The sequence below is a fragment of the Caballeronia ptereochthonis genome (genome assembly GCF_001545075.1).
Classification (GTDB): domain Bacteria; phylum Pseudomonadota; class Gammaproteobacteria; order Burkholderiales; family Burkholderiaceae; genus Caballeronia; species Caballeronia ptereochthonis.
This window is the reverse complement of record NZ_FCOB02000003.1, coordinates 60,744-87,015: the sequence shown is the minus strand read 5'-3', so window position 1 is coordinate 87,015 and position 26,272 is coordinate 60,744. Positions and strand designations below refer to the sequence as shown.

Below are 26,272 nucleotides of genomic sequence, written 5' to 3'. Positions count from 1 at the left end.
ATCGGGAGAGGCGGACGCGATTCTCGCTGAACGTGGCCGTCCCGATGTCAAAAAACGTCTTTGTGTCAGCCGGGCTTGCCATCCTCGCGCGGTCTGAACAGCGGCGCGGCATAGGCCGCGACATACAACGCAAACGCGAGCACCCAGCACGTTCCCGCCGCGAAGATCGAGGTCGAATGCCACGACGGCATGGCAAGCGGCCCGAGCACGCGCAGCGCGCCCGACGCCATGACGAGCGCGTAACACGCGATATCGCGCTTGTCGGCGACGAGCGGCCGGCCCGTATGCCCACGCGCGATGCGCGTGATCATCGCGAAGCCGGCCGGCAGTCACGCGTAGGCGAGATGCAGGATCGCGAGAATGCTGAGGAGCGAAGCGGGGACGTCGGAACGGTTCACCGTGTCGTCGGCTCGCTCAGTGCGGAATCGGCTGCTTGATCGGATCGCCGTCGCCCGCGATCGCGAACACGAGAAGCTTCGCCGGTCTGGTCCTGCTCGCGTTCTTCGAGACGATGTGGTGCGCGCCGGGCGGCTCGTACCACGACTCGCCGGGCCCGTACGTCTTCGCGGGCGAGCCCTCGAGCTGCGACGTGACGTGTCCTTCCAGCACATACGCGAAGATCGACCCCGGATGCATGTGCGCCTCGGACGCCTGCCCCGGCTTGTACGAGACCGTCGCCATCAGCACGTTCTTGCCGGCCGCTTCTGGAACGGCCTGCTTCATGACCGGCGTGACGGTTTCCGCGCCTGCCGTATCGTGCGCCCAGGCGTTCGCCGCGCCTAAGCTCAGCGAGGCCGCCAGCACGAGTACCTTGCGGATGCTCATGTCAGCTCCTTACGCCGGCGTCTTGCGGAACGCGATCGAAAAGCGGTTCCAGCTGTTGATCGCGCTGACGAGCAGCGTCAGATCCACGATTTCCTCTTCGCTGAAGTGCGGCTTGACGGCTTGCCATACGGCGTCGGGCACGTGATCCTGCGACACCAGCGTCAGCGCCTCGGTCCACTCCAGCGCGGCGCGTTCGCGGTCGGTGAAGAACGGCGTTTCGCGCCACACGACCACCGTCGCCAGACGCCGGTCCGTTTCGCCGCCTTTGCGCGCATCGGTTGTATGCATGTCGACGCAGAAGGCACAGCCGTTGATCTGCGATGCGCGCAGGCGCACCAGTTCGGTCAGCGATTTTTCGAGCGCGGACTTGCCGATGCGCTCTTCGACGTCGATGAGCGCCTTGATCGCGGCGGGGCTGGCCTTGTAGAAGTCGAGACGGGGTTCTATGGCATATCTCCTTGCTCGGGTTTCGGAAGTGCGCCGGAGCGGCGCGACAAGTGCAGATTAGGCATTGAAGTGGCTTTTTTGAATAACCGGTTTTCTGGAATTCAAGGTAACCAGCAGAGCGTGTTCCGAACCCTTCCCACGTCGATGCGGGGCGCAAAAAACCCGCGGCGAGCCAGGCAGCGCGTCGGGAAGCGCAGCGTGCCGCGAAGCTCAGTCGAGCGCCGATGCCGGGCCGAAGAACTCGTAGCGGCTCTGCGTTTCGGGTACGCCGAGCGCCTTCAGATGCTTCTTCACCGCCTTCATGAACGCTTTCGGGCCGAGGAAGTAGGCGTCGAGATCGCGGTTCTTCGGGAGCCACTTGTCGAGCAGCGTTTCATCGACGAAGCCGGTGCCGTGCGCTTCGTGATCGCCGTCGCGCGGACGCTCGTAGCAGTAGAAGCGTTTGAGTTGCGGATGCCGCGACGCCAGCTCCTCGATGGTTTCGCGGAACGCATGCACGCCGCCGTGCCGCGCCGAGTGGATGAAGTGCACCGGGCGCTTCGTCGCGAGCGCGGCCTGCAGCATCGCGAGCGTCGGCGTAATGCCGACGCCGCCGCTGATCAGCACGAGCGGCTTGTCGCTGTGCTCCAGCTTGAAATCGCCAGCGGGCGGGTAGAGCTCGAGCGCGTCGCCCGCGCGCAGCACGTCGTGCAGGAAGTTCGACACTCGGCCATTGGGCTCCCGCTTCACGCTGATGCGATATTCGCGGCCGTTCGGCGCGGCCGACAGCGAATAATTGCGCCGCACTTCCTCGCCGTCGATGATCAGGCGCAGTCCGATGTACTGGCCCGGATGGAAGTCGAGCAGCGCGCCGCCGTCTTTCGGCACGAGATAGAACGACGTGATTTCGTCGCTTTCGGCGATCTTGCGCTCGACGATGAAGCGCCGTGTGCCGCGCCAGCCGCCGGGCGCCTTTTCACGCTCGCTGTAAATGCCTTCCTCGAGGCCGATCAGCAGGTCGGCAAGTTGCTGATACGCGGCGGCCCACGCATCGATGACGGCGTCGGTCGCGATTTCCTCGCCGAGCACTTCGCGGATCGACTTCAGCAGGCAGCTCCCGACGATCGGATAATGCTCCGGTTGAATGTTCAGCGCGACGTGCTTGTTGATGATCTGCCCGACGAGTCCGCCGAGCTTCTCCAGTTCGTCGATATGGCGCGCGTACATCAGCACGCCATTGGCGAGCGCGCGCTGCTGCGCGCCGCTTACCTGGTGGGCCTGATTGAACATCGGGCGCACCTCGGGATATTCGGTGAGCATCTTGTTGTAGAAGTGCGTGGTGAGCGCCTCGCCGCCGCTTTCCAGGAGGGGCACGGTCGCCTTGACGATGGCACGGTGTTCGGCTGACAGCATTCTTCGGTTCCTCGTGTGATGAAGGCGGAAGCGGGGCGCTTCCGCGTCGAAAATCGGATCGCCATAGGTGATACACGTTTCGTGCCAGAGTAGAATCGTCGATAAATCAACCGTTTGAAGCATGCTATGGTCGAATCGACTCTAGTCAAAAGGACTGCAGATGTAGTCGTAATGACTTCGCGAGTCTTGCTGGATGCGCTCGTGCCGCTCATCGAGGACCTGTCGAGCGAGATGCCGGACACGGAGCGTTACCGGCGTCTGCTGCACACCTTGCGCGCGCTTTTTCCGAGCGACGCCACCGCGCTCCTGCGTCTGGACGGCGACACGCTGGTGCCGCTCGCCATCGACGGATTGTCCGGCGATACCCTCGGGCGGCGCTTTCGCGTGAGCGAGCATCCGCGTTTCGCGCGCATTCTCGCGCGCGAGGAGCCGACCCGCTTCGCCGCGAGCTCCGATCTGCCCGATCCCTACGACGGTCTCGTCAAGGGCGTGAGCGGCCATCTGGAAGTGCACGACTGCCTCGGCTGTCCGCTCGTCATCAATGGGCGCGCATGGGGGCTGCTCACGCTCGACGCGCTCGATCCCGCGCGCTTCGACGGCATCGACATGGCCTCGCTGCAGGCCTTTCTGAGCCTCGCGGCGGCGACCGTGAGCGCGGCCGAACGCATGGATACGCTCGCGAAGACGAGCGAGGCCGAGCGGCAGCGCGCGGAGGTCTACCGTCAGGCGAGCGGGCCGCGCCGGCGCGAGATGATCGGCAGCAGCGAGCCGCACAACCGCCTGCTGGAGGAAATCGCGATCGTCGCGTCGAGCGATCTCACCGTGCTCATCGCCGGCGAGACGGGCGTCGGCAAGGAGCTCGTCGCGAGCGAGATCCACGCGCTGTCGCCGCGCGCCGACAAGCCGCTCGTCAGCCTGAACTGCGCGGCGCTGCCGGACACGCTCGTCGAGAGCGAACTCTTCGGGCACGTGCGCGGGGCGTTTTCGGGAGCGTCGTCGGACAGGCGCGGCAAGTTCGAGCTCGCCGACGGCGGCACGCTCTTTCTCGACGAGGTGGGCGAACTGCCGCTGCCCGTGCAGGCGAAGCTCCTGCGCGTGCTGCAGAACGGGCAGTTGCAGCGCATCGGTTCGGACAGCGAGCACAAGGTCGACGTGCGGCTGATCGCCGCGACCAACCGCGATCTCGCCGAGGAAGTGCGCGAGGGGCGTTTTCGCGCGGACCTCTATCATCGGCTGTCGGTGTATCCGCTCGTGGTGCCGCCGCTGCGCGAGCGCGGGCGCGACGTGCTGCTCCTCGCCGGCTTCTTTTTGGAGGAGAACCGCTCGCGTCTCGGTTTGCTGAGCCTGCGGCTCGCCGCCGACGCGCAGGCCGCGCTGCTCGCCTACCGCTGGCCCGGCAACGTGCGCGAGCTCGAACATCTGATCGGACGTAGTGCGTTGAAGGCCCTGGCCGCCCATCGCGAGCGTCCGCGCATCCTCACGCTCACGGCCGCCGATCTCTCGCTCTCCGGCGACGCCGCGGACACGAAAGACATCGCTGCGTCGGCGGCGCTGCCATCGCCCGCGCCGGGCGCCGATTTCCGCGACGCAGTGACCGCCTACGAGCGCACGCTCATCCTCGATGCGCTCAAGCGGCATGGCCAGAACTGGGCATCGGCGGCGCGCGAACTGGGCATGGATCGCGCCAATCTGAACCGTCTCGCCAAGCGCCTCGGTCTCAAATAAACGCGTCGCACACCGTGGGACGGAGCGCGATGCCGCTCGGCGCGTCTCGCGCTGGCCGCCTCGAATTTCTCAAAATTGGTCATGTGGCAGTGCTTTGCCGCTATCTACAATCCGCATCCGGTCGGCGCAGTGCGGTTTCATATCTCAAAAAAACGCGGTTCATTGTTCAATCGCAAACAACGATGCCGCGTGTCATCCGCAGCGATCGATCGCATTGAGACAATCTCGGAACTGGGAAAAACGGGCGGCCTCTTCTAAGATCAGAAAAACCAAGCGCAAGCCATCGGCAAGACCATTGCAGTGCCTTGAAGAACCACGTCGGACGTGAGCATCGCGCCCGGCAAATCGAACAACGGCAAATCGACAACGGGGGTTACGTGCGAAACGTGGCAAAGCGCAGCACGCTCATCTTGTCCGCGCTCTTCGCGTTTTTCGGCATCGCGGCGTTTGCGGCAGACGCCCCGAAGGAAGCCCCCGTGGGGGGCGCCCAGTTGGAACGCGCGCCCGATACGATGCAGGCCCGCGTGCTGGGATGCGCCGCATGCCACGGCGCGCGCGGCGAGGGCACCGGCAACGACTACTTCCCGCGCCTCTCCGGCAAGCCCGCCGGCTATCTGTACAACCAGTTGCTCGCGTTCCGCGACGGCCGGCGCAAGTATCCGCCGATGAACTACCTGCTCGCGTATCTGCCGGATGCGTACCTGAAGCAGATCGCCGAGTACTTCGCGAGCGAGCGTCCGCCGTTTCCGCCGCCGAGCCCCGTCACGATCGATGCGAAGACGCTCGACCTGGGCAAGACGCTCGTCACCAAGGGCGATGCGTCGCGCAAGGTGCCCGCGTGCGTGAGCTGCCACGGCGCCGCGATGACCGGCATGGAACCCGCGATTCCCGGCCTGCTCGGCCTGCACGCCGACTACATCAGCGCGCAGCTGGGCGCGTGGCGCTACGGCACGCGCACGACGATCGCGCCGGATTGCATGGGGCAGGTCGCGAAGCTGCTTTCCGAGCGCGACATCACCGCGATCGCGGCCTACCTCGCGTCGCTGCCCGCGCCGGGCGATCCGGTGCCCGTCGCCGCCGGCTCGCTGAAGATGCCGCTCGCCTGCGGCAGCGTCCATAACTAACCGAGGACCCGACGTGCTCCGTTTCCGACATTCAAGAGCGCTCGCCGTTGCGGTCATCCTCGCGGCTTGCGCCGCACCCCTCGGTCAAGCGTCCGCGCAGGCGAACGATGCCGCCACCGTCAAGCGCGGCGAATATCTCGCGCGCGCGGGGGATTGCATTGCGTGCCATACGCTGCCCGCTGGCAAGACCTTCGGCGGCGGCCGTCCGATGGACACGCCCTTCGGCACGCTCTACACGCCGAACATCTCGTCCGACAAGGAGACGGGCATCGGGCAATGGACCGCCGACGAGTTCTACGCGATGATGCACACGGGCAAGTCGCGCGACGGCTCGCTTCTCTATCCCGCGATGCCGTTCGCGTCGTACACCAAGGTCACGCGCGCCGACTCCGACGCCATCTACGCTTTCCTGATGTCCACGCCGCCCGTGCATCAGCCGAACCGGCCGCACGAGCTGCGCTTCCCGTTCAACAAGCGGCAACTGCTGCTCGGCTGGCGTTCGCTCTTCTTCAGGCAGGGCGAGTATCAGCCCGATCCGAAGCAGTCCGCCGAGTGGAATCGCGGCGCATATCTGGTCGAAGGACTCGGGCACTGCTCGATGTGCCATACGGCGATCAACGCGCTCGGCGGCAACGTGACGTCGAAGGCGTTCGAAGGCGGCCTGATCCCGATCCAGAACTGGTACGCGCCGTCGCTCACGTCGAACAAGGAAGCGGGCCTGGGCGACTGGAGCATCGAGGAGATCGTCGGGCTGCTGCATGCGGGCGTTTCGAATCGCGGCGCGGTGTACGGGCCGATGGCCGAGGTCGTCTACGACAGCCTGCAGTATCTGACCGAGGAAGACGTGCGCGCGATGGCCGTCTACCTGAAGGCGCTGCCCGCGCGCTCCGGCGACAAGTCCGAGCCGCCGAGCCAGGCGGTCGTCGAACAGAAGACGAGTCTCTCGCCGCTCGGCAAGAAGATCTACGACGCGCAGTGCGCCGAATGCCATGCGGCGCAAGGCCAGGGCAAGCCGCCCGATTTCCCGCCGCTCGCGAACAACCAGTCGATCGTGATGAGTTCGGCCGTGAATCCGATCCGCATGGTGCTGAACGGCGGCTATCCGCCCGGCACGTTCAAGAACCCGAAGCCTTACGGCATGCCGCCGTTCGCGCAGTCGCTGTCGGATGTCGAGGTCGCGGCGGTGGTCACGTATATCCGCACTGCGTGGGGCAATCACGGCACGCCGGTCTCCGTGAAGGAAGTGAACGAGCTGCGTTCCGCGCCGCTTTACTGAGCATTCGACGACACCATGAACGAAGATCCAAACGAAGACGCGAAGCTCGACGAGATCGTGAGGAGCGGTCCCGGCGGCGCGCTCGCGCTCGCGGGCATCGCGACGGCCATCGTGATCGGCCTCTGGTTTCTTTTCTACTTCGCCGTGTTCCTGCCTCGCGGCGTGATTCAGTGATTCATTGAGGCGTCGAATATGGCAATGACTCCAAGCTCGCACGAAGTCGCCGAACGGGTCGAACGGCGCTGGGCCGTCCTCGTTCTCGCGATCATCGTCGTATTGATCGCGATGGTCGTCTATACCGGCGTGCACTGGGCGATGATGCCGCCCTCGCGCGTCGAGACGATTCGCCCCGAAACGCTGCATGTGTCGGGCGAATTCATCGAGAGCAATCTGGGCAGCGCGCCCGAGGCGGACGGCTCGGTGACGGTGCGCATCGTCGCGCAGCAGTACTCGTTCACGCCGCAGTGCCTCGTCGTGCCGGCGGGCGTGCCGGTCACGTTCCGCGCGACGAGCTCGGATGTCGTGCATGGCTTTCTCATCACCAACACCAACATCAACTCGATGCTGGAGCCGGGCTATGTCTCGACCTTCAAGACGACCTTCGCGCAGACCGGCGAGCATTTGATGCCCTGCCACGAATACTGCGGCACCGGGCATCAGAACATGTGGGCGCACGTGAAGGTGGTCGATCGCGCCGAATTCATGCAGATGGCCGACAAGCTGCCGGCCAATTCGCGGAGAGTGTCCTGTGTTCAATAGCAAGCGCCTCGTACTCGCGCATTTCTGGCTGGCGTTCATCGCGTTCGGCGTCGCGCTCTTGCTCGGCGCGTGGCAGATGCTGGTGCGCAGCCCATTGCATCCATGGCTGCAGAATCCCGAGCTGTACTATCGCTCGGTGACGGAGCACGGCACGGTGATGGGCTACGCGTTTCCCACCCTGATCGCGATGGGCTTCGGCTATGCGGTCAGCGAGCTCGCGCTGAAGCGCCCGCTCGTCGGCCTGCGCTGGGCATGGCTCGGCTTCTGGCTGGTCGCGGTGGGCGCGGTCACGGCGACGGTACCCGTCGCGATGGGCCTCGCCTCCGTGCTCTACACCTTCTATCCGCCGATGATCGGCAACGTGTTCTACTACGTCGGCGTCGTGCTCGTCGTGGTCGGCTCGTGGGTCTGGGTCGCGCTGATGTCGGTGAATCTCGCGTCGTGGAAGCGCGAGAACCGCGGCAAGCCGGTGCCGCTCGCGATGTTCGCGACGGTGGCAGGCGCGTATCTGTGGGGCTGGACGGCGGTGGGCGCCGCCGTCGAAGTGCTCTTCATGATCTTGCCCGTCGCGATCGGCTGGAAGAGCACCATCGATGCGGGCCTCGCGCGCGTATTTTTCTCGTGGACGCTGCATGCGATCGTCTACTTCTGGCTGATGCCGGCGTATATCGCGTACTACACGATCATTCCGCGCGCGATCGGCGGCCGGCTCTACAGCGATGCGATGGCGCGCATCTCGTTCATCCTGTTCCTCGTGGTGTCGATGCCCATCGGCATCCACCATCTGTTCGCCGATCCGCAAGTCGGTTCGGGCTTCAAGTTCATGCATTCGGTGTTCACGGCGCTCGTCGCCGTGCCGACGCTGCTCACGGTGTTCACGATCTGCGCGTCGGTGGAGATCGCGGCGCGGCTGCGCGGCGGGCGCGGTCCGCTGGGCTGGATCAAGGCGCTGCCGTGGGACAACCCGATGATGCTCGCCGTCGCGTTCTCCTTCGTGATGCTGGGCTTCGGCGGGGCGGGCGGGCTCATCAACATGAGCTATCAGCTCGACTCGACGGTGCACAACACGCAATGGGTGACGGGGCATTTTCATTTGATCTTCGGCGGCGCGATCGTCATCATGTATTTCGTGATCGCCTACGATCTGTGGCCGCATCTGACGGGCCGCGCGGTGCAGAGCGTGAGGCTGATGCGCTGGCAGCTGTGGCTGTGGTTCGTCGGCATGATCGTGCTGACGTTCCCGTGGCACTTCGTCGGCATATTGGGCATGCCGCGGCGCATGGCTTTCTACGATTACAGCGATCCGGAGATTGCCGCGCAGGGGCTTTCGGTGGCGATCTCGGTGCTGGGCGCGCTGATCCTTCTTGCGTCGGCGGTGCTGTTCTTCATCGTGCTGATCAAGGCGCATCGCGCGCCGCGGGTGACGGTGGAGGAGTTTCGCTTCAGCCGTGCGGTGCATGAGCCGCGCAGCATTCCGGTGGCGTTGAACGGCTTTGCGCTGTGGCTCGTGCTGATGATCGGGCTCACGCTCGTCAACTACGGCTATCCGATTGCGCAACTGCTCGCGCGCTCGGACACGGCGGTGCCCGCGGTGCCGATTGGAGCGCAGCGATGAGCGACGAACGCCTCTTCACATTCCGCAACCGCTGGTTCACTGCCAGCGTGCTGGGGACGATTGCCATCGCGGTGGTGTCGGCGCTGATCGGTTTCGTGTGGCTGCCGTCGGTGCATCGCGACGCGCAGTTCACGGGCATCTGGAACGCGATCTGCAGCGCGGCGGGCGTGCCGCGCAGCTGGTATGCGGGCGAGGCGACGGTCGAGCCGAAGGTGAAGCTCACGAGCGTCGAGGTGACGCCGCAATTGCTCGTGAATGCGAGTGCGAATTCGATCGGGCGTGGCGCGACGCTGGCCTTGCGATGCACGATGTGCCACGGCGAGCGGGGCATGAGCGAGGCGAACTCGCCGAACCTGGCGGGGCAGTATGCGTCGGTGATCTACAAGCAACTGATCGATTTCCAGAAGGGTGCGCGCACGAATGCGGTGATGTCGCCGATGGCGGTGAACCTGAGCGATCAGGACATGCGCGATCTCGCGGCGTATTACGCGAGCCTGCCGCGGCCGCCCGCGCAGCGCAAGGTGAGCGAATCGCTTGCGCCGGGGATCGTGGCGCATGGTGCGCCGATGAGGAATATCGCGCCTTGCGCGGTGTGTCATGGTGGGATCGACAGCAAGGCGGGGAGTCCGTGGCTCGATGGCTTGCCGGCGGCTTATACCAAGGCGCAGTTGGTTGCATTCGCGAACGGGGCGAGGACGAACGATATCAATGAGGTCATGCGTAATGTTGCGCGTAACATGACGCCTGAGGAGATCGATGCGGCGGCTGCGTACTATGCGAGGGAGTTGGATTCTGGGCGGTGAGGGTTTGTGGGCTTTTCGTGGAATCCTGCATTCTTAGTGGTCTATTAGCGTTGCCCCTATGCGGGGCGGCAGTCACTTTCTTTGCTGCTGCAAAGAAAGTAACCAAAGAAAGCAGCTTTGGCCCGGAGTGTTTGAGGCGGGTTCGTCATCATCGTTCGGAGTGGCCCAGCCCCTAAGTGTCGCTCTCAAAGGACTAACGCGGCTTGGCTCGCGCACGGTCTGCCCCATCGCACCACAAGACGGACTGGTTCAGCACCAGCAAGCTCCGCCCCGCACTGCGCGCGGGCGATGGGGCCATCGGGTCTGCCCGTGCTTCTTGGCTAACGCCTCCATCTCACCGCATCCGCTAAAGGTTGGTTTCCCTTGCAGACCCTGCGGCAGCGCGTAGCGCTGTGCCGGAACGCTTTGGGGCTGAACCAGCGTCTTTAAACTTCTAGCTTGGCAGACCGTGCGCGAGCCAAGCCGGGTCAGTCCTATGAGGGCGACCCTTAGGGGCTGGGCCACTCTGAACGATGACGACGAGTCTGCCTGGGCCAAAAGCTGCTTTCTTTGGTTACTTTCTTTGCAGCAGCAAAGAAAGTGACTGCCGCCCCGCACAGGGGCAGTGCTAATAGACCACTAAGAAATCAGGATTCCACGAAAAGCCCGCGGGAACCTCAAAAAATCGCCGCTAAGCAAAAAGGGACATTAATTGCCCGAGCAAGAAGCATTGTGTATCGTGCCCAGATGAATGCGTGCACCCCACGCGAACCACTCAGCACAAACCGGAAGCCACAATGCCCCCCCCAAGCGAAGCGATAAAAACCGACATATTGATCATAGGCGCAGGCCCCGTAGGCCTATTCGCCGCATTCGAGGCGGGCGTAATCGGCCTCACGTGCCAGATCGTGGATACGCTCGGCCGCATCGGCGGGCAGTGCATCGAGCTCTATCCCGACAAGCCGATCTACGATATCCCCGCGATCCCATCATGCACCGCGCGCGAGCTCGTCGATCGCCTGCTCGAGCAGATCCGCCCCTTCGATGTGCCCATTCACCTCGATCAGCGCGTCCAGTCCGTCACGCAGCGCAAAGACGATCACCGCTGGATCGTGACCACCGAACGCGGCATGACCTTCGATGCCGCCGCGATCCTGATCGCCGCCGGCAACGGCGCCTTCGTGCCGCAGCGCCTGCAATTGCCCGAGGCGGCGGCGCTCGAAGACAAGGACGTCCACTACAGCGTCTCGCGCGTGGCGGATTTCGCCGATAAGGAAGTCGTCGTCGCCGGCGGCGGCGATTCGGCGCTCGACTGGGCCCTCGCATTGAAGGACATCGCGAAGAAGCTCACGCTCGTGCATCGGCGCAGCGGCTTCTCCGCGGCCGCCAACTCGGTCGCGGCGATGAAGCGCGCAGTCGAGGCGGGCGAGATGGATTTCGTCGTCGGCATGATCGATTCGCTCGATGCGCCCGACGGCAAGCTGCGCGCCGTGCGCATCAAGCAGGTCGAAGGCGCGACCGAGATCGCCGCGGACAAGATCGTCGCGCTCTATGGGCTCGTCTCGGAGCTCGGGCCGATCGCGACATGGAATCTCGATGTGCGCGGCGGACGCATCGAAGTGGATACGTCGAATTACGAATCGTCGCGGCCAGGCATCTTCGCGGTCGGCGATATCGCCAACTATCCAAACAAGCAGAAGCTCATCCTGTCAGGCTTTCATGAAGCCTCGCTCGCGTTGCGCAAGGCTTACGCGTATGCATATCCCGACAAGAAGCGCGTGCACGTGCATTCGAGCTACGACGCGAAGCTCGCGGAACGCGTAAGCGCCGCGCACGCAGCCGACAACGCGTGAGCGTCGCGCGTGAGCGCGCGCATCGCCGCGTGGCTGTTGCTGGCGTCGCTCGCCGGCGCCGCCGTATTCGGCTACGCAGTCCATTCGAAGCGTATCGTGCTGCCCGAACGCTACGATCCGTTCGCGCCGCTCGACGTGCGCGCGCCTCGAGGTCCGCTCACGCGTTTCAAGCTATGGCGCACGATGCGCGATGCGCAACGCTGCGACGCGGCGCTCGCACGCTCCGGCCTCGTCTTTCGCGAGATGGCGGATTCGACCGGAACAGGCGGCTGCGAGCTGAAAAACGTGGTGCGCATCACGCAATCCGAAGACACGCGCTTCAGCGCGCCGTTTCTCGCAACCTGTCCGCTCGCACTCGGCATGGCGTATTTCGAGCATCAGTATCTTCAGGCCGCCGCGCTCGAAACATACGGCGAGCACGTGGGCAGCTACGCATGCCGCAATGTGAATCATCAGCAGGATGCGGCGCTCAGCCAGCACGCAAGCGCGAACGCGATCGACCTGACGGGCTTCGTGCTCGACGACGGCCGGCGCATCACGCTCGCGCGCTGGGACGATGCATCCTCGCTCGATGCCGTCTTTCTGCGCCGTGTTCACGAGGGCGCGTGCCAGTCCTTCGACACGACCCTCGGCCTCAACTACAACGCCCTGCACAGGACGCACTTTCACGTCGACATGGGGCCATACCGCATCTGCCGCTGAATCATGCGTGATGATGCGCCGGATCGCGGCACGTCGAATGATCGGGTGCTTGATCGTTCCACGCCGAGCCGAGGATGATGCTGCAGAAGTTCAGGCGCCTGTACGTCGGATCCTTCAGCGCCAGCACATCGGCCTTGACGTTGCCGAAGGTCGATTCGGGCTTTTTGATGGTGCCCTGGGCGAACGCATCGATGATGCCTTCCTTGAAGTTCGCTTCACGCGGATGCGCCGCGACGACGAGGCGGCGTTGATCCGCGCTGAACTCGTCATAGGCGAGGCCCAGCACGTCCATCTCCACGCCCGCCGTGACCAGCGCGACCACCGGCTTCTTGTGCTGCGGGATGCCGGGCGTCGTGTGCAGCGCAATCGCGTCCCACACCTGCTCGATGTCGTATTCGCCGATGCCGTGCTGGCGCAGGAAGTCGCGCGCCGCGTTCGCGCCGTCGACCTCGAAGCGGTCGTGCGGGCTGCTGTACGCTTTGGTGAGACCCATGTCGTGGAACATCGCGCCGATGTAGAGCAGCTCCGCGTCGTACTTCAGTTGCTTGCGCTCGCCCGTCAGCGCGCCGAACAGAAACACGCGGCGCGAGTGGTGGTAAAGAAGGTCGGGCTCGGTGTCGCGCACGAGTTGCGTGGCTTCGCGCGCCATCTGGCTGTCGGGAATCCTGATGCCTGCGATGATTTCGTTCATGCGTATCGCTCCATGGTGTGGGTCGGGCGGCCTCTTTCAAATGCCGCGTTCAAGACGGGTTCGCCTGCGCATTGCTAAAATCGCGCAGCGCGTCGGCAGTCGCCTCCGGGAAGAGAAACAAGTGCGTTGCGATGGCTATAAGTCTCGGCAAAACGCCGACGCATCTCAATCGGAACGACGCGTCGAACCCTGCCAAGCGCACACCGTCTTCTGCCATGCGCACTCATCGCGGATATTCCTTTGATGCGTACCGTTGCAATCGCAATCTTTCAGGGCGTGCAGGCGCTCGACGTGGCCGGTCCCGTCGACGTCTTCGCCGAAGCGAACGGCTTCGTACCCGCGTCGAGCGGCTACGAAATCACGCTCGTCGGTCCCGAGGAGCGCATCGTGCGCGCATCGAACGGCACGCGCCTCGTCGCGGATCTGACGTTTCACGAGGCGGATCGACGCTACGGCACCGCGCTCGTCGCGGGCGGCCCGGGTCTTCCGGTCGATGCGCCCGATCCGGACCTGACCGCCTGGCTCACCGATGTCGCATCGTGCTGCGAGCGTTATGGTTCGATCTGCACAGGCGCGTTCGCACTGGGACACGCGGGCCTGCTCGACAATCGCGACGTAACCACGCACTGGCAGAACGCGCCGCGTCTTGCCGCGTCTTTTCCGCTCGCGCGCGTCGAGCTGGATCGCATCTACATGCGCGACGGCAATCTCGTGACGTCGGCGGGCGTGACGGCGGGCATCGACGTGGCGCTCGCGCTCGTCGCCGAGGATCACGGGGCGCAGGTCGCGCTCGCGGTGGCGAAACGCCTCGTCGTGTTCGCGCAGCGGCGCGGCGGACAATCGCAATTCAGCCCGTATCTGAGCGCGCCCGCTGACGAAACGTCGCCCGTCGCGAAGGTGCAGGCGTACGTGATGGAGCACATCGGCGAGCGGCTGTCGGTCGCGCAACTGGCGCGCGTCGCCGGCATGAGCGAGCGCAATTTCGCACGCGCCTTCGTGCAGCTCGCGCAGATGACGCCGCACGAGTTCGTCGAGCGCGCGCGCGTCGACGCGGCCCGCAACGCGCTCGAAAGCAGCGACACGCCGTTGAAAACCGTCGCGTATGAATGCGGCTTCGGCACCGCGGACCGCATGCGGCTCGTCTTTACGCGGCGGCTCGGCGTCTCGCCCAACGACTATCGGGCGAGCTTTCGCACCCGCTTTACGAAGTGATTCGCGCACGGGCGCGCCGACGTCTCACGACGGGTTCGCTAGAATTCAGGATGAACGCGGCGCTTGCATGATGTGCATGCACTGCGCACATCGCCATCGCGGGCAGTGCTCGCGCCGCAGAATCCACCCTCGACATATCGGAACAGCGAATGACGAAACAAGACACCGCCACGCAGGATCCCTACGAACGACGCGCCCTGCTGCTGCATCTGGGCGATGTGCTGGAGACGGCGTTTTGCCTGAGCCAGTGCGCCGACGAATACGCGAGCGTCGGCGAAGCGGTGAAGGGCAACGATGCGCTCGCCGGATTCACGCTGCTCGGCCAGATCGACGCGAACATGCCGCCGCGCGATTTCATCCGCCGTGCGTCGGGCGCGTTCTTCGTGTGGCCCAAGGCGTTGCTCGACGAAACCCTGAACCGGCAGATGCTCGCCAACACCGTGAAGCATGATCTTTTCACGGACAACGCGAAGGGCTGGGAAGCCTACGTGCAGGAGCGCCGCAAGGAAGTGCCGTGGTTCGGCGAGGATTTGCCGAAAGTGGCGCAAAGCGCCGCCCCGGCTCACGAAGCGGCGCCGGACGCGAAGAAGCAGAAGAGCAAGGCCGCGCCCGAAAAGCCTTCGCGCTATTCCACGTGGCCCTGGCCCGACAAGTCGTAATCTGGACCGCCGGTGGCGGCCAAGCCGCCGCCCTTATTGCTTCTTGCTCATGCTGCTCGAGCCCGAATCGAAGCCGAGTCCGTTGCGCCGATCGGGCGCGGGCCCCTTGCCCGACGATGTCTTGCCGGGACGCGTCTTCAAGGCGTCGCTTGCGTTCGCCGCGGCCGTGGCGGGCGGCGTGACATTGCGCTCCTGATACGCGGGCGCGCTGTCGTAATCCAGCTTGTTTGGCTGTTGCGGCGTCTGCTGCGCGCCTGCCGCGGCGGCGAGCATGCCGCCCAGCAGAATCCCCGCCGTGCGTGCGAGCGCGCTGAGTGTCGGTCTCATCTGCTGCCTCCCTTTGTTCTGCACTTTCCCGTGATCTCAGCAAGTCGTGGACCCACTCGAAAACGGTCTTGCTTGTCGATGCGCAAGTTTCGCTTGCACCGGCAAGAACGCCCGCGGACGCGTTGACCCCGGTCAATGGCGCTGGCGCGGCCCCTCGGGACAATCCTCATTTTCAAACGGGGAAGAGCGGAAATGAGAAAAGGCCTCAGGGCTGTGGTGCTGGCGTGTGCGGCCATTGGTGCGGGGGCGGCGCACGCTGGCGATGCGTCGGCGGGCGATCCGGCGGGCGGCATCCATGCGGGCGACGTGCTCGTGCGGCTGCGAGCGATCAGCATCGAGCCCGATGTGAAGGCGGGCGGCGCATTGGGGACGCTCGGCGTCGATGTGAACAACTCGATCGTGCCCGAGCTCGACTTCACGTACATGATTCGCGACCAGATCGGCGTCGAGCTGATTCTCGCCACGTCGCGGCATCAGGTGACGTCGAACATCGGCGGCCTCGGCGGCGTGGGCGTCCTGCCGCCCACCTTGCTGCTGCAATATCACTTCAATCACGCGGGCCGCGTGCGCCCTTATGTCGGTGCGGGCCTGAACTACACGTACTTCTACAACGACAAGCTGAAGGCAGGCGACACGCCGGTATCGATCAGGCGCAGCAGCTTCGGACCGGCGCTGCAGGCGGGCATCGACGTGCAGGTGGCGAAGAACCTGTTCGTCAACGCGGACGTGAAGAAGATCTGGATGCGCACGAGCGCCTCGGCGGACGGCGCCGATCTCGGCTCGCTGAAGATCGATCCCTGGGTGCTCGGCGTGGGCGTCGGCATGAAGTTCTGATCTCGAAGTCCCGATGCGCGCAGTTCCGCGCCATGTCTCAAAATTGGCGGAAGATGCCGGTGCTTCTGGCGTGGACGGTTTCGCAGCCGCGGTATCCTTGGCAGCAGGCCCGGCGCAGACTCACGCCGCTCGGGCGCCGGCGCGCATGCGCGTCGACGGGGTGAGCGGCGAGCGATCTGCAACGACTAATAACACCGCATCGGGGAGCAGCAAGCCAATGAGACTTTCCACTTGCGCGGGAATCGCCTTGCTCGCGGCCTGTGGCGCCGCTAGCGCGCAACAACCGCTCACCTTGCCCGGCCGCAGTCAGAGTTCGTGGCAGCAATCGGTCGACACCGCGGCCTGCTACGCCTTTGCCAATCAGACGACCAAAGTGAACATGGCGCGCGAGTCGCAGGCACCGCCGCGCAATACGGAGCGCGAAACGCGCACGCTCACGCCGCCGCGTCCGGTCGAGCCGCCGTTGCCGCCGGTCGCCTCGGGCGCGCGCGCCGCATCGGCGGCGGCGCCGGCTTCGGGCGCCTCGGCGGCGGTGGCGGCGTCGGGCGCATCGGCTGCGACGGTCGCGAGCGCGTCCGCGCCGCATGGCGCCTCGGCGGCGATGCCCGCGTCGAGCGTGGCGGCGGCTTCCGGCGCCTCGGACGCCATTCTCGGCGGCGACATGAAGATGCCGCCGCTCCCGCCGCCCGAGCCGCCGATGGTGCGCTACTGGCGCGCCTACAGCGACTGCATGCAGAACCGCGGCTACTTCGTGCGATGAATGCCGAATGAGCGCCCGGTGAACCGGGCGCCTTTCGTTTTCGGGCTACTGCAGAAGCCCGAAGACGGCGACGCCCGTCCGCGTTCCGACGAACACCTTGCCGTTCGCGATCATCGGCGTGATGAACTTGTTGCCCGCTCCCCACTGATCGCGCGTGCCCGACTGGTTGCTGTTGTAGAGCTCGCGCCCGAGATTCGCGGCGTCGTAGGCATGCAGCGCGCCCACGTTGCCGTTTTCCGCCGCCCACACGATGCCGTTCGTCGCGCCGTTCGCCGAGATGGCGGGCGTCGCGCCGGGATAGGGGAAGGTCGTCGGGCTGCGCGATGCGGCGGTCGTCGCGAGCATCGCATTGGCGATCGGCAGGGCCTTCAGGCTGTCGTTCAGGCCGCCGTAGTACACCACGCCGTTGTAGTACGCCGACGATCCCCAGATTCCGCCCGCGAGCGTCCCGACGAGCGTCTGCCAGTTGCCGTTCGCGTTCGGGTTGTACTTGCCCATCGAGTCGCGGTCCACGACGTAGATCCTGTTGTCCTTGCCCGCGCCGACCGCGAGGCGCTTCACGGTGCCGTCGGCCATCGTCTGGTCGGGCAGGAGCAGCGGGCCGCCCGAGCCGAAGTCCTCGTCGTTGCCGGCCTGCTGCACGTTGTTCATCGTCGCGAAGTAGTCGACGATCCTCAGATTCGGCGCCAGCGACATCTTCATGAAGGTGTTGGCGAGATTGCCGTCCATCGGGAAGCCGTCCGCGTTCATCGTCGGCGTGAAGGAGCCGTTGCCGTCGATGAAGTAGACGTAGTTTCCATCCGACGCCATGCCCGAGCCCGACATCCAGATCGAGCCCTGCGCGCCGTTCGCCGTGATGTTGATCACGCCGGTCTGCGCGAGCGTGTCGGCGCTGTAGGCCATCACCCAGCCGGTGTAGGGGCCGGACATGCAGTGCGCCGTCCAGCCCATGTAGATGTTGCCGTTGACGAGCGTGAGCGCGACGCGCTCGGTGTGCAGCGACGGATCGAAGGTGATCACGCCGTTCGCGCTGTTGCTGCCGTTGCCGGGATAAGTCGCCGCGATTTCCTTCGGTCCGCCGAACAGTTCGCCGCCGCTCGCGAGGTCGATCGCGTGCAGGCGATGATGCGCGCGGCCGCTGCCGTCCGAACTCATCGCGACCGCGTACAGCACGCCGCTGGGCCCGCGCGAGCGGTCGATCACGGGCGTTGCCGTGATGCCGATTTCCGGCGACAGGTCCTGGCAGGCGGTCGTCGTCGGCGCTTCGCCCGCGCCCATGAGCGAGCGTTGCCAGAGCTGCGCGCCCGTGTCGGCGTCGAAGGCGTAGAGGCTGCCGTGCTCCGTCGCGACATAGACGACGTCGTGCAGCACGCCGCCCACGGAAAGGCTCGTGACGTGGAGCGGCTGCGCGTCAACGCGGCCGTCGGTGGGCAGCACGCGCAGCTTGCCGAAGCTCGATGCGTTGACGTTCGCGAGCGTGAGCGTCGTCTCGGCGAGCATCTGGCCGCTGCGCGACAGATCGTTGTGATGCATGAGGACATCGGTGGGAAACGAGCGGGCCGTGGTCGTGCCGCTGTTGCTGGCGTTCGTGCCCGCGCCCGCGTTCGTGCCCGAACTCGTACCCGCGCCGCTGTCGCCGCCCGACGCCATCCCGCTTCCGGTATTCGAGCCGGAGCCCGTGCCCGATCCACTGCTCGTGCCCGAATTCGTCCCCGAGCTCGTCCCATTTCCGCCGCCGCTCGGCGGAGCGCTTGTGGTGGTGGTCGTCGAATCGCCCGAGCCGCCACCGCCGCCGCATGCCGCGATCGTCGCCGCGACGATCAGCTGTGCGGAGCGTTTCAGCCATCGGGCCCGGCGCTTGCACGACACGGCTGCATCGTGGTCGTATTGATGGGACGCGTCTTCCGGTTGTCGCATGCGCATACGAACCTCTCAGCGGACGGTCCCGGTTCGTCATGCCTGCTCGCGCGCCGGGCCAGCGCGAAGTCGACGGGCTGAAGCCGTCGTCAGAGAAAAAATGCCGTGCGGCGCGCAGCATTGCAAGCGCCGCAACGCAATGTTATCGAATCTGCAAGCAAGTCGAAAGAAACTTTGGAAGTCCGAAGCGGGAGCGGGCGCTGAACGCGTTTTGTATGTTCATAAGGCGAAAGCGGCAGTGCTTCCGTGCTTCAACTGCCCTGGGAGACGACGCATGAATCCTCAGCCGACTCACGAAGGACGATGCGCATGCGGCGCGGTGCGCGTGCGCGTCACCGGCAAGCCGAAGGAAGTGAACCTGTGCCACTGCATGACGTGCCGCCGCATTCACGGGGCGCCGTTCGGCGTCTATGCGATCTTCGAGCGCGGCGCGGTTCAGGTGTCGGGCGACACGCTCGCGTGGGAGAGTTCGGCGACGGGCAAGCGGCACCATTGCCCGGTGTGCGGCTCGCCGGTCTGTCTCGTGTTCGACGGTGTCGACGAGATCGAAGTGCCGACCGGCATCTTCGATGAAACCGGCCTCTATCCGCCGGAATACGAGATCTGGTGCAAAAGCGCCGAGCCGTGGCACGACGCGCAAGGGCGGCCGCGCTTCGCACGCGGCGCGCCCGGCTGAAGCTTCACTTCAGCACTCGACGATCGCCTTCACGACGCCCGCCTTCGGATCGAGCAGCGAGGAGAAGCGCTCCGGCACGTCGCTCAGCGTGAGGCGGTGCGTGTTCAGCGCATCGGTCGGCACTTCGCCACGGCGCATCGCGGCGAGCACCGTTTCGAAGTCCTCGGGCGTCGCGTTGCGGCTCGCGAGCAGCGTCGCTTCGCGCTTGTGGAACTCGGGATCGGCGAAGGAGATGCGGTCCGGCACGATCGACACCAGCACGTACTTTCCGCCGTGCGCGATGAATTCGAAGCCGCGCTCCATCGCGCGCGAGTTGCCGGTGGCGTCGAAGACGACATCGAAGAATTCGCCGTTGGTCAGCGCCGACAGCTCGTCCTTGTCGCGCTCGCCGATCTGCACGGTCGCGTCCGCCTTCAGTTCGCGCTTGCAGAAGGCGAGGCGATCCTCGCGCGTGTCGAGCGCCGTGACATTCGCGCCGCGCAGCCGCGAGAAGGTGATCGCCGCCATGCCGATCGGCCCCGTGCCGACGACCAGCACGCGCTGGCCCGGCTTCACGTCGGCGCGGCGCACGGCGTGCGCGCCGATCGCGAGGAATTCGACCATCGCCGCTTGATCGAGCGTGACGCCTTCCGCCTTGTGGACGAACTGCGCGGGCAGGTTCAGATATTCGGTGAACGCGCCGTCGCGATGCACGCCGAGCACCTGGATGTTCACGCAGCAGTTGGTCTTGCCCTGACGGCACGCGATGCACTTGCCGCATGAGAGATAGGGCATCACGTAGACGGTGTCGCCCGCCTTCAGGCCGCTCGCCGGGTCCGCTTCCTCGATCACGCCGGAAAGCTCGTGGCCCATCACGCGCGGATAGGAGAGGTACGGCTGATTCCCCGTGAAGATGTGCAGGTCGGTGCCGCACACGCCGACGCGCTTCACGCGCAGCAGCACTTCGTTTTCGCCGCGCTGCGGCTTCTCGCGCTGTTCGGCTTTCAGGGTTCCGGGGGTTTCGCAGATGACGGTCAGCATGCTGGTGTCTCGTGGTGTCGTTGGAGTGGGGCGCGCCCGACAATCTAACCACGCCGGCTGATTTGGTCAAGCCAATTTCAATATCGGAAAAGTGGTAAGGCCAGAATCGGCCGTTTTTGACGCTCGGCAGCGCATGCGGTTTCGCCTTATATTTCCACGATGGCGAACCGCGCACACGCGCGAAAAAAGGATGGCAAGTGCAGCAGCTTCATGAATTCGTCGAACGGCATCCGCGGCTTTTCGTGCTGTCGGGCGCGGGCATCAGCACGGAGTCGGGCATTCCCTGTTATCGCGATCACGAAGGGTTGCGCACCGGCCGCGCGCCGATCCTGCTGAAGGATTTTCTCGGCTCCGATTACGCGCGCCGCCGCTACTGGGCGCGCAGCCTGATCGGCTGGCCCGTTGTGGACAAGGCGCAGCCGAACGCCGCGCATCACGCGGTGCGGGCGCTGGCGGCGCGCTCGCGGGTGCACCGGCTCGTCACGCAGAACGTCGACGGGCTGCACACGCGCGCGGGCAATCCCGATGTCATCGAGCTGCACGGCAATATCGGGCGCGTGCGCTGCATCGAATGCGGCGAGCGGCATACGCGCGCCGCGGTGCAGCGCATGCTGGAAGCGGCCAATCCCGGGTTCGTGGGCTACACGGCGCCCGCGGTGCCCGATGGCGACGCGCTCATCGAGGATCTCGACTTTGCCGCCTTTCAGGTGCCCGGCTGCACGCGCTGCGGCGGCGTGCTCAAGCCCGACGTCGTGTTCTTCGGCGAGAGCGTACCGCGCGCGCTCGTCGAGGACGCGGCGCGCTCGCTGGAAGCCGCCGACGCGATGCTCGTCGTCGGCTCGTCGCTGATGGTGTATTCGGGCTACCGCTTCTGCGAATGGGCCGCGAAAAGCGGCAAGCCGATCGCGGCGATCAACATCGGCAAGACGCGCGCCGATGCGCTGCTCGCGCTGAAGGTCGAAGCGCCTTGCTCGGAGGCGCTTGGACGATTGATCGAGCGGCTGGACGCGCGGCCCGTGGCGGGCTAGGGCGCCTGCTTCAGTTCGCGCGAAAGCGTTTCGATTCCTTCGAGCAGACGCTTCGCATCCTCCATCCGCGAGAAAACCGCCGGCGTCACGCGCACGACATCGCCTGCATCGGGGCCGGTGCGCGCCACCGTGAACACGCCGAAGCGCTCGCGCAGCGCCGCGACGATCGCGTCGCACGCCTGTTTGGTCGCGTGGCCCTTCAGCCGGAAGGCGGTGATGCCCGCGGTCATCGAGGCGTCGCCGGGCGTCAGGATCTGCACGTCGTCGATCTCGCGCGCCGGTTGCGCCCATGCATCGCGCAGCGCGCGCAGACGCGCTTCCTTCGCCCGCGCCCCGATGCGCCGATGCAGGTCCAGCGCCGCCGGCAGCGTGAGCCAGGCGGCGAAATTCGGCGAACCGGTGTGGACGCGTGCGCGGATGTCGTCGGCGGGCCAGGTGCGGTCGCCGAGGTACGGATCGATCGATGCGACGTGTCCCTTGCGGATATAGATCGCGCCGCAGCCGAGCGGCGCGCCGATCCATTTGTGCAGGTTGAGCGCGGCGAACGGCGCATTCAGGTCGGGCACGTCGAAATCCAGCTGGCCCCAGGAGTGGGCGGCATCGACGATCACGTCCGCGCCCGCTTCCTTCGCCAGCGCCGACAACTCGGCGACAGGGAGCACGAGACCCGTCGCGAAGCACACGTGCGAGAGCAGCACGAGGCGCGTGCGCGGATGCGCGCGCAACGCGCTGGCGTATGCGTCGAGGACTGCTTCACGCGTCGCCGGCTCGGGCATCGTGAGGCGCACGGGCGTCACGCCGCGCCGCTCGCGCAGCCATTCCATCGCATCCTTGCAGCATGGATAGTCCAGGTCGCTGTAGAGCACGGTGTCGCCCGGCGCAAGGCGGTTGTAGCCGCTGATGAGCGCGAGCAGCGCTTCGGTCGCGTTGCGCGTCAGCTCGATCTCCTCGACCGCGCAGCCCATCGCCGCCGCGACGCGCTCGCGCAGGCCGTCGTGCAGCGGCACGTAGTGCCGCCGGATCAGCAGCGTCGTCTCGCGGTTCACGCGGTCGGTCCAGTACTGGAACATCGCCTTGACCGGCTCGGCCATCGCACCCCAGAAGCCGTTCTCCAGATTGATCAGCTCGTCCGACTGACGGTACAGGCCGCGCACGGCGCTCCAGTAGATCTCGTCGGCGGCGAGCCCGGTGCCGGGCGTGGGCGGGAGCGCCGCGAGCGCGGCTTCGAATTCGGGCGTGCGGTAGGCGAGCAGATCGGGCATCGGATCGGGAAGGTTGATTGACGGGAGCGAAGCACGAGCGTTCAGTATCGCTCATCGGCGATGGCTGGGGATGATTGGTGGGGGTAGCGATTTGCACGGTTCGGGCGCCGGCGGTAAAGGCCGTACGCAGCGTGGCGGTCGCCAGGCCGCCGGTCAGCGCCGACGGCTGGAGCACCTTCTGACGCGAATTCAGGCGTTCACATCCACGATCACGCGCCCCTTCACTTCGCCGCGCAGCAGACGCGCGGCGACGTCGGGCGCGTCGACAAGCGGAATGGTCGTCGCGACGCTTTCGATGGTCGCGACCGGCACTTCGTCCGCGATCGCGCTCCACGCCGCGATGCGCCGCGCGCGCGGCACATAGACGCTATCCACGCCCAACAGGGCGACGCCGCGCAGGATGAACGGCGCGACCGTCGCCGGAAAATCCATGCCTTGCGCGAGTCCGCACGCGGCTACCGCGCCGCCGTAGCCAAGGCTTGCGCAGACGTTCGCGAGCGTATGGCTGCCGACGCAATCGACGGCCGCCGCCCAGCGTTCCTTCTGCAGCGGCTTGCCCGGCCCCGACAGCGTCGCACGCTCGACGATATCCGCCGCGCCCAGTTCGCGCAGCCGTTCGGCTTCCTCGGGGCGTCCCGTCGACGCGATCACGCGAAAGCCGCGCTTCGCCAGAATCGCCACCGCGAAGCTGCCGACGCCGCCGTTCGCGCCCGTCACGAGCACGTCGCCGTCGCCGGCCGTCACGCCGTGCTTTGCCAATGCCTGCACGCACAGCATCGCCGTATAACCCGCGGTGCCGACGGCCATTGCCTGGCGCGTCGTGATCTTCGCGGGCAGGGGAATCAGGTGATCGCCCGGCACGCGGGCCTTCTGCGCGAGCCCGCCCCAATGCGTCTCGCCCGCGCCCCAGCCGTTCAGCACGACCTTGTCGCCGGGCTTGTAATCGGGATGCGAGCTCGTCTCGACGACGCCCGCGAAGTCGATGCCCGGCACCATCGGCCATTTGCGCACGACCGGGCCCTTGCCCGTGATCGCGAGGCCGTCCTTGTAGTTGAGGGTCGAGAACTCGACGCGCACGAGCACGTCGCCGTCGCCGGTCGAAGCAAGGCGCGATTCGTCGATCGACTGAATGGACGCGACCGTGCGGTCGTCCTGTTTGTCGAGCATGAGGGCGTTGAACATCGGCGGGCTCCGGTCGGAAATTGAGCGGCGCGCGAGCCGGGGCGGCGCATGACCACTCCGGCTCGCGCGAGCGGGTGAATCAATGATGCTCGAATTGCGCACGCGGCACGGGCGTCGCCTTCACCTTGTTGTACTGGAACTCAGGCAGGGCCTTGATCGCGTCCTTGGTCGCGCCCGCGAGCAGGAACTTGCCGTCCTTCGCGTCGAGCTGCTCGATCGGAATCGCGACGTCGTGATGCGACACGCCGAGGAACTGGTTCGCCGCGATGATCGCGAACGACACGGATTTGTCGGGCGCGACGATGATGTCGTGGATCACGCCGACGCGTTGTCCCTGCTCGTTCACGACGGGCTTGTTGAGGATGGATTTCTTGACGCTCCAGCCATCGATGATGGCCGTCGAGACCTCGACCGATACGCCGAGAGGCTGAGCGCCCGCGACCTGGGCAAACGATGCCGTGGAAGTCAGGCCGAGCGCCGACGATGCAACGAGCAGTGCCACGAGTTTCGATTTCATTGGTTCGATTCCTCAAAGGATTGGGCAAACCGGTTCAATGGAAATGCGCGATTCAAGCTTTGAGCGCGGTAGAAGTTTGAACGTTTATCGCGGTTCCTGCAGAAACGGTGCACGGGCGCGCGCCGCGCACGGCATTAGTGCAAACGTGCGGCCGACGTGCGCACGGCATCGGGTTCGATGGAAACGTGGGCGTATCGGAAAACGCAACGACCTCGCCCGTCATTGCAACCGCGCGCGCGTCGCGGCGTCGGCCTGGCCCTCGAAGTAGCGGCGCAGCGCCTCGTCGAACACTTCCGGATCGTCTGCCGCCTGCGCGAAGAGCGTCATCGACGAATGGAATTTCATGTCGTCCGGATAGCCGAAGATCTCGTCCGCGCCGCGCCCCCGCAGTCCGTTGACGATGCGCGTCAGCTCGACGAGCCGCGGGCCGAGAACCGGATGCGCGAGATAGGCCTTCGCTTCGTCGCGCGATGAAATCGCATAGTGGCGCGCCATCTCGCTATGCCCGAGACCCGCGATCTGCGGGAACACGAACCACATCCAGTGCGTGCGCTTGCGGCCGGCGGAGAGCTCGGCGCGCACGTCGTCGATGACGCTCTCCTGTGCGTCGACGAAACGCTCGAGGTCGTAGGGATCGCTCATGGTTGCCTCCTTACGCTACGGCGTCGGCGATGCGCTTTCTCATCGCCGCATCCGGATAGTCGCCGATGCCCGCGCGCACGTTGTCGATCATATACTCGCGACGGCCCGTGCCCGGAATCACGCAGGTCACGGCGGGATTGCCCAGCACGAACTTGAGCAGAAGCTGTGCCCACGAAGCGCAGCCCGCTTCCTGCGCGAACGGGGGCAGCGGCCGGTTGCGCAGGCCGGCGAGGAGCGAGCCGCCGCCGAACGGCTGATTCACGATCACCGCGACGCCGCGCTCGGCGGCGAGCGGCAAGAGACGCGCTTCGGCATCGCGATCGTTGGCGGCGTAGTTGATCTGCACGAAGTCGACGCGCTCGGAGCGCAGCACCGCCTCGACCTCCGGAAACGCGCTCGACGTGTAATGCGTCACGCCGATGTAGCGCACTTTTCCGGCCGCCTTCCAGTCGCGCAGCGTGGCGAGCTGCGTGCGCCAGTCGAGCAGGTTGTGGATCTGCATGAGGTCGATGCGCCCGGTCTGCCAGAGACGCATCGATTCCTCCATCTGCGCGATGCCGGCGGCGCGTCCTTCCGTCCAGACCTTGGTGGCGACGAAGGCCTTGCCGTGCGCATTCAGCTCGGTGAGCAGCGCGCCCGCGACGGCTTCGGAGGAGCCGTACATCGGCGATGAATCGATCACCGAGCCGCCCGCCGCGAAGAGCACGCGCAGGACCTCGGCGAGCTCGCGGCGGCGGGCGGGGTCGTCGCCGGCGTCGAAGGTGCGCCAGGTGCCGCAGCCGACGACGGGCAACGGCTCGCCCGTCGTCGGGATGGGCCGCTTGTGCATCGGTTGGGGGGAAGCGTCGGCGGCGTGCGCCGCGCGACCGGCTTGCGCGGCGAGCGCCGCGGCCGCCGCCACGCACAGGAAGTCGCGGCGGGTGGTCATGAGCGTGGCGCGCGCGGGAAGGGGCGCGTCGCGCGTCTTACCGGGAAACAAGGCATTTCCTCTGCTCCTGACGGGAGTGAGCGGTGCGAGTCCTCCGCTCTCGGAAACGCGGGACGG

At 65.9% G+C, this 26,272-nt stretch carries 28 protein-coding genes; 15 read left to right on the top strand and 13 right to left on the bottom strand.

The window, feature by feature from the left end; translation table 11 throughout:
- Positions 1 to 65: 65 nt before the first annotated feature.
- The 4 genes from AWB83_RS03900 to hmpA all read right to left on the bottom strand — a co-directional run bounded on the left by AWB83_RS03900 (position 66) and on the right by hmpA (position 2,664).
- Positions 66 to 311, bottom strand: a complete 246-nt coding sequence (locus AWB83_RS03900) for an NnrS family protein (RefSeq protein ID WP_244197561.1) — start codon at positions 309 to 311, stop codon at positions 66 to 68.
- Between the two features lie 103 nt (positions 312 to 414).
- Entirely contained in the window at positions 415 to 825 is a 411-nt protein-coding gene (locus AWB83_RS03895; RefSeq protein WP_087042942.1) for a cupin domain-containing protein, read from the bottom strand.
- A gap of 9 nt (positions 826 to 834) precedes the next feature.
- Positions 835 to 1,272: a carboxymuconolactone decarboxylase family protein gene (locus AWB83_RS03890; protein ID WP_087042941.1), complete on the bottom strand. Its 438-nt coding sequence runs from the start codon at positions 1,270 to 1,272 to the stop codon at positions 835 to 837.
- 210 nt (positions 1,273 to 1,482) lie between these two features.
- Positions 1,483 to 2,664: an NO-inducible flavohemoprotein gene (gene hmpA / locus AWB83_RS03885; RefSeq protein WP_087043132.1), complete on the bottom strand. Its 1,182-nt coding sequence runs from the start codon at positions 2,662 to 2,664 to the stop codon at positions 1,483 to 1,485.
- A 126-nt stretch (positions 2,665 to 2,790) separates the two neighbouring features.
- Between hmpA and norR the strand changes: the two genes are divergently transcribed.
- The 9 genes from norR to AWB83_RS03830 all read left to right on the top strand — a co-directional run bounded on the left by norR (position 2,791) and on the right by AWB83_RS03830 (position 12,500).
- On the top strand, positions 2,791 to 4,389 hold the full coding sequence (norR, locus tag AWB83_RS03880) for a nitric oxide reductase transcriptional regulator NorR (protein ID WP_087042940.1): 1,599 nt from the start codon (positions 2,791 to 2,793) through the stop codon (positions 4,387 to 4,389).
- A gap of 437 nt (positions 4,390 to 4,826) precedes the next feature.
- The gene (locus tag AWB83_RS03875) at positions 4,827 to 5,513 is read left to right on the top strand and encodes a c-type cytochrome (RefSeq protein ID WP_087043131.1); all 687 of its coding nucleotides are present in this window, start codon (positions 4,827 to 4,829) and stop codon (positions 5,511 to 5,513) included.
- 13 nt (positions 5,514 to 5,526) lie between these two features.
- Positions 5,527 to 6,789, top strand: coding sequence for a c-type cytochrome (locus AWB83_RS03870; RefSeq protein ID WP_087042939.1), 1,263 nt, complete (start codon positions 5,527 to 5,529; stop codon positions 6,787 to 6,789).
- 15 nt (positions 6,790 to 6,804) lie between these two features.
- Positions 6,805 to 6,963: a hypothetical protein gene (locus AWB83_RS03865; RefSeq protein ID WP_087042938.1), complete on the top strand. Its 159-nt coding sequence runs from the start codon at positions 6,805 to 6,807 to the stop codon at positions 6,961 to 6,963.
- An 18-nt stretch (positions 6,964 to 6,981) separates the two neighbouring features.
- The gene (locus AWB83_RS03860; RefSeq protein WP_087042937.1) at positions 6,982 to 7,548 is read left to right on the top strand and encodes a cupredoxin domain-containing protein; all 567 of its coding nucleotides are present in this window, start codon (positions 6,982 to 6,984) and stop codon (positions 7,546 to 7,548) included.
- Entirely contained in the window at positions 7,538 to 9,163 is a 1,626-nt protein-coding gene (locus tag AWB83_RS03855; protein WP_087042936.1) for a cbb3-type cytochrome c oxidase subunit I, read from the top strand. The genes AWB83_RS03860 and AWB83_RS03855 overlap by 11 nt, the downstream gene beginning before the upstream one ends.
- A complete protein-coding gene (locus AWB83_RS03850) occupies positions 9,160 to 9,966 on the top strand; it encodes a c-type cytochrome (protein ID WP_087042935.1) in 807 nt (268 codons plus the stop codon). Before AWB83_RS03855 ends, AWB83_RS03850 begins: the two co-directional genes overlap by 4 nt.
- A 776-nt stretch (positions 9,967 to 10,742) precedes the next feature.
- On the top strand, positions 10,743 to 11,798 hold the full coding sequence (locus tag AWB83_RS03835) for an NAD(P)/FAD-dependent oxidoreductase (protein WP_087042932.1): 1,056 nt from the start codon (positions 10,743 to 10,745) through the stop codon (positions 11,796 to 11,798).
- A gap of 9 nt (positions 11,799 to 11,807) precedes the next feature.
- Positions 11,808 to 12,500 (top strand): extensin-like domain-containing protein, encoded by a 693-nt coding sequence (locus AWB83_RS03830; RefSeq protein ID WP_087042931.1) that lies wholly within the window; start codon positions 11,808 to 11,810, stop codon positions 12,498 to 12,500.
- A 1-nt stretch (position 12,501) separates the two neighbouring features.
- Here the strand turns inward: AWB83_RS03830 and AWB83_RS03825 are convergent, their stop codons facing one another.
- Positions 12,502 to 13,191, bottom strand: coding sequence for an HD domain-containing protein (locus AWB83_RS03825; protein ID WP_087042930.1), 690 nt, complete (start codon positions 13,189 to 13,191; stop codon positions 12,502 to 12,504).
- Positions 13,192 to 13,434: 243 nt separating this feature from the next.
- Here AWB83_RS03825 and AWB83_RS03820 point away from each other — a divergent pair, with 243 nt between their 5' ends.
- Together AWB83_RS03820 and AWB83_RS03815 are read left to right on the top strand one after the other, a co-directional pair.
- Positions 13,435 to 14,403 (top strand): GlxA family transcriptional regulator, encoded by a 969-nt coding sequence (locus AWB83_RS03820; RefSeq protein ID WP_087042929.1) that lies wholly within the window; start codon positions 13,435 to 13,437, stop codon positions 14,401 to 14,403.
- A gap of 149 nt (positions 14,404 to 14,552) precedes the next feature.
- Positions 14,553 to 15,062, top strand: a complete 510-nt coding sequence (locus AWB83_RS03815; RefSeq protein WP_087042928.1) for a hypothetical protein — start codon at positions 14,553 to 14,555, stop codon at positions 15,060 to 15,062.
- Between the two features lie 33 nt (positions 15,063 to 15,095).
- On the opposite strand, the gene AWB83_RS03810 is transcribed toward AWB83_RS03815, so the two are convergent.
- Positions 15,096 to 15,389, bottom strand: a complete 294-nt coding sequence (locus AWB83_RS03810) for a hypothetical protein (RefSeq protein ID WP_087042927.1) — start codon at positions 15,387 to 15,389, stop codon at positions 15,096 to 15,098.
- A gap of 192 nt (positions 15,390 to 15,581) precedes the next feature.
- Between AWB83_RS03810 and AWB83_RS03805 the strand changes: the two genes are divergently transcribed.
- The gene (locus AWB83_RS03805) at positions 15,582 to 16,223 is read left to right on the top strand and encodes an OmpW/AlkL family protein (RefSeq protein WP_244197560.1); all 642 of its coding nucleotides are present in this window, start codon (positions 15,582 to 15,584) and stop codon (positions 16,221 to 16,223) included.
- Between the two features lie 217 nt (positions 16,224 to 16,440).
- Positions 16,441 to 16,983: a hypothetical protein gene (locus tag AWB83_RS03800; protein ID WP_087042926.1), complete on the top strand. Its 543-nt coding sequence runs from the start codon at positions 16,441 to 16,443 to the stop codon at positions 16,981 to 16,983.
- 45 nt (positions 16,984 to 17,028) lie between these two features.
- Here AWB83_RS03800 and AWB83_RS03795 read toward each other — a convergent pair whose 3' ends face one another.
- Positions 17,029 to 18,852, bottom strand: a complete 1,824-nt coding sequence (locus tag AWB83_RS03795) for an outer membrane protein assembly factor BamB family protein (protein ID WP_244197580.1) — start codon at positions 18,850 to 18,852, stop codon at positions 17,029 to 17,031.
- 322 nt (positions 18,853 to 19,174) lie between these two features.
- Between AWB83_RS03795 and AWB83_RS03790 the strand changes: the two genes are divergently transcribed.
- The gene (locus AWB83_RS03790) at positions 19,175 to 19,576 is read left to right on the top strand and encodes a GFA family protein (protein WP_087042924.1); all 402 of its coding nucleotides are present in this window, start codon (positions 19,175 to 19,177) and stop codon (positions 19,574 to 19,576) included.
- 9 nt (positions 19,577 to 19,585) lie between these two features.
- On the opposite strand, the gene AWB83_RS03785 is transcribed toward AWB83_RS03790, so the two are convergent.
- A complete protein-coding gene (locus tag AWB83_RS03785) occupies positions 19,586 to 20,596 on the bottom strand; it encodes a zinc-binding alcohol dehydrogenase family protein (protein ID WP_087042923.1) in 1,011 nt (336 codons plus the stop codon).
- Positions 20,597 to 20,793: 197 nt separating this feature from the next.
- Between AWB83_RS03785 and AWB83_RS03780 the strand changes: the two genes are divergently transcribed.
- On the top strand, positions 20,794 to 21,624 hold the full coding sequence (locus AWB83_RS03780) for an NAD-dependent protein deacetylase (RefSeq protein ID WP_087043129.1): 831 nt from the start codon (positions 20,794 to 20,796) through the stop codon (positions 21,622 to 21,624).
- Here AWB83_RS03780 and AWB83_RS03775 read toward each other — a convergent pair.
- From AWB83_RS03775 to AWB83_RS03755, 5 genes are all read right to left on the bottom strand, one after another.
- Positions 21,621 to 22,886 carry an aminotransferase class V-fold PLP-dependent enzyme gene (locus AWB83_RS03775; protein WP_087042922.1) on the bottom strand — a complete coding sequence of 422 codons (1,266 nt, stop codon included), beginning with the start codon at positions 22,884 to 22,886 and terminating at the stop codon, positions 21,621 to 21,623. The genes AWB83_RS03780 and AWB83_RS03775 overlap by 4 nt on opposite strands.
- A gap of 189 nt (positions 22,887 to 23,075) precedes the next feature.
- A complete protein-coding gene (gene acuI, locus AWB83_RS03770) occupies positions 23,076 to 24,068 on the bottom strand; it encodes an acrylyl-CoA reductase (NADPH) (protein WP_087042921.1) in 993 nt (330 codons plus the stop codon).
- A gap of 79 nt (positions 24,069 to 24,147) precedes the next feature.
- Positions 24,148 to 24,585: a PRC-barrel domain containing protein gene (locus AWB83_RS03765; RefSeq protein ID WP_087042920.1), complete on the bottom strand. Its 438-nt coding sequence runs from the start codon at positions 24,583 to 24,585 to the stop codon at positions 24,148 to 24,150.
- Between the two features lie 219 nt (positions 24,586 to 24,804).
- Positions 24,805 to 25,227, bottom strand: a complete 423-nt coding sequence (locus AWB83_RS03760; protein ID WP_087042919.1) for a DUF1810 domain-containing protein — start codon at positions 25,225 to 25,227, stop codon at positions 24,805 to 24,807.
- A 10-nt stretch (positions 25,228 to 25,237) separates the two neighbouring features.
- Positions 25,238 to 26,155 (bottom strand): aldo/keto reductase, encoded by a 918-nt coding sequence (locus AWB83_RS03755; RefSeq protein ID WP_087043128.1) that lies wholly within the window; start codon positions 26,153 to 26,155, stop codon positions 25,238 to 25,240.
- Positions 26,156 to 26,272: the final 117 nt, after the last annotated feature.

What these genes read in the sequence shown, in the direction of transcription:
- AWB83_RS03900 (WP_244197561.1), bottom strand. Translation starts at nt 311, where the DNA reads ATGATCACGCGCATCGCGCGTGGGCATACGGGCCGGCCGCTCGTCGCC.
- AWB83_RS03895 (WP_087042942.1), bottom strand. Translation starts at nt 825, where the DNA reads ATGAGCATCCGCAAGGTACTCGTGCTGGCGGCCTCGCTGAGCTTAGGC.
- hmpA (WP_087043132.1), bottom strand. Translation starts at nt 2,664, where the DNA reads ATGCTGTCAGCCGAACACCGTGCCATCGTCAAGGCGACCGTGCCCCTC.
- norR (WP_087042940.1), top strand. Translation starts at nt 2,791, where the DNA reads ATGGTCGAATCGACTCTAGTCAAAAGGACTGCAGATGTAGTCGTAATG.
- AWB83_RS03865 (WP_087042938.1), top strand. Translation starts at nt 6,805, where the DNA reads ATGAACGAAGATCCAAACGAAGACGCGAAGCTCGACGAGATCGTGAGG.
- AWB83_RS03860 (WP_087042937.1), top strand. Translation starts at nt 6,982, where the DNA reads ATGGCAATGACTCCAAGCTCGCACGAAGTCGCCGAACGGGTCGAACGG.
- AWB83_RS03850 (WP_087042935.1), top strand. Translation starts at nt 9,160, where the DNA reads ATGAGCGACGAACGCCTCTTCACATTCCGCAACCGCTGGTTCACTGCC.
- AWB83_RS03835 (WP_087042932.1), top strand. Translation starts at nt 10,743, where the DNA reads ATGCCCCCCCCAAGCGAAGCGATAAAAACCGACATATTGATCATAGGC.
- AWB83_RS03825 (WP_087042930.1), bottom strand. Translation starts at nt 13,191, where the DNA reads ATGAACGAAATCATCGCAGGCATCAGGATTCCCGACAGCCAGATGGCG.
- AWB83_RS03820 (WP_087042929.1), top strand. Translation starts at nt 13,435, where the DNA reads ATGCGTACCGTTGCAATCGCAATCTTTCAGGGCGTGCAGGCGCTCGAC.
- AWB83_RS03815 (WP_087042928.1), top strand. Translation starts at nt 14,553, where the DNA reads ATGACGAAACAAGACACCGCCACGCAGGATCCCTACGAACGACGCGCC.
- AWB83_RS03810 (WP_087042927.1), bottom strand. Translation starts at nt 15,389, where the DNA reads ATGAGACCGACACTCAGCGCGCTCGCACGCACGGCGGGGATTCTGCTG.
- AWB83_RS03805 (WP_244197560.1), top strand. Translation starts at nt 15,582, where the DNA reads ATGAGAAAAGGCCTCAGGGCTGTGGTGCTGGCGTGTGCGGCCATTGGT.
- AWB83_RS03800 (WP_087042926.1), top strand. Translation starts at nt 16,441, where the DNA reads ATGAGACTTTCCACTTGCGCGGGAATCGCCTTGCTCGCGGCCTGTGGC.
- AWB83_RS03790 (WP_087042924.1), top strand. Translation starts at nt 19,175, where the DNA reads ATGAATCCTCAGCCGACTCACGAAGGACGATGCGCATGCGGCGCGGTG.
- AWB83_RS03785 (WP_087042923.1), bottom strand. Translation starts at nt 20,596, where the DNA reads ATGCTGACCGTCATCTGCGAAACCCCCGGAACCCTGAAAGCCGAACAG.
- AWB83_RS03775 (WP_087042922.1), bottom strand. Translation starts at nt 22,886, where the DNA reads ATGCCCGATCTGCTCGCCTACCGCACGCCCGAATTCGAAGCCGCGCTC.
- acuI (WP_087042921.1), bottom strand. Translation starts at nt 24,068, where the DNA reads ATGTTCAACGCCCTCATGCTCGACAAACAGGACGACCGCACGGTCGCG.
- AWB83_RS03765 (WP_087042920.1), bottom strand. Translation starts at nt 24,585, where the DNA reads ATGAAATCGAAACTCGTGGCACTGCTCGTTGCATCGTCGGCGCTCGGC.
- AWB83_RS03760 (WP_087042919.1), bottom strand. Translation starts at nt 25,227, where the DNA reads ATGAGCGATCCCTACGACCTCGAGCGTTTCGTCGACGCACAGGAGAGC.
- AWB83_RS03755 (WP_087043128.1), bottom strand. Translation starts at nt 26,155, where the DNA reads ATGACCACCCGCCGCGACTTCCTGTGCGTGGCGGCGGCCGCGGCGCTC.